General features: G+C 50.0%; 1 protein-coding gene. It reads right to left on the reverse strand.

The window, feature by feature from the left end:
• Positions 1–181: 181 nt before the first annotated feature.
• Positions 182–1,096, reverse strand: coding sequence for a right-handed parallel beta-helix repeat-containing protein (locus tag ACOCD2_RS20345; protein ID WP_293650192.1), 915 nt, complete (start codon positions 1,094–1,096; stop codon positions 182–184).
• Between the last annotated feature and the right edge of the window lie 212 nt (positions 1,097–1,308).

Below are 1,308 nucleotides of genomic sequence, written 5' to 3' on the forward strand. Positions count from 1 at the left end.
CCGCGTTCGGAGGCCTACTTTGTTTTCCCTCTGGCGCAAGGCACGCCGGGAAAACAGTGCGGCCTCGCGGCTACTGGGGACTACCAGCCTTCGCTTCGCTCTCCATGGCTGGCAGCGGATGCACTTCCCGTTTTCCTGTAGCGAAGCTCAGGTTTTCCCGGCAAAAGCTGCTATACATCGCTCACGGAGCAGCTACGTTGCCGCCCCCATTGGTGCAGGACGAAGTAGCAGAGGCAAACCCTATGGCCTTGTTGTCAGCACAAAGTCCGGAAGAACCAATTGCAGTGGTGATGGTATTGGTGCCAGATCCGGACAGGGTGTTGCCACGCAACAGACCACCTTTTCCAGTAAAGGTTATCGGTATTTCAAGCCCACCTCCTGTGGTTACAAGACCGGATATGCGATTGTTTGAGACCTCACCTGCCGTACTCCAGGCGCGAATTCCGTAGGACCTTCCACCACTTGGTGAGAAGATATCGTAGATATCATTGTCCAGTATCTGCGACCCCGGACAGTCACTCCTGACACTGATACCATATATATGGCTATAGCCGGGTCGAGTCGTTCCACCAATATGGTAGATCTGATTGTGGGCGATCAATACATTATCACTGCCGTTCCACATATCGATACCAGACCCATAGTTACTCATTGTGCGCAGATAGGTAACCTGGGCACCGTCACAATTGTTGAGCAACACGCCCCAGAAATACCCCTTGATGGATCCGTTGGTGATAACCACATCCTTCTGACCCATACAAAGGATACCCATCTGAGCGGTATTGCTACCCACGCTGCTGCCGTCTACCAGATAACCATTCAGGTTCAGGACGACGTCATTTGCACTAATGGTTATCGCTGTGAGTCCCGACGAAATATTTTCTGTCAGGCAGTAAACCCCAGATGAAGTAATGGTCAAAGGAATGTCTGACTGCGTAATTTCAGTGCAATTCCCCTGTCCACCCGCTGCTGTATTCTGTATTGAACCATCAGGAAAGGTTATACCTGTGGAACTCAATTCCAGGCCAGCGGCTTGCACTGTTGCAAATACTGATCCGCCAACAAGCAGAAACACCAGATACATGATTGTTTTCATTCTCTATTCCTCACCGTTGATCAACATAACGCAGATTGAGAAAACTGCCTGCGCAACCCGCTTGCCAAAAAAGGAAGTTGCTCCAGGTGAAAAAACATCAGCAACTTCGGCAAAAGATTCAACCTGAATTCAGGCAACAATGCCTTGCTGAATCAAGCCAAGCAACCTCTACCCAGCAGTTCATATTCAGTACGTCTATGTTATGGAGCTAG

The sequence above is a fragment of the Thiolapillus sp. genome, from assembly GCF_048562965.1.
Taxonomy (GTDB): domain Bacteria; phylum Pseudomonadota; class Gammaproteobacteria; order Chromatiales; family Chromatiaceae; genus Thiolapillus; species Thiolapillus brandeum_A.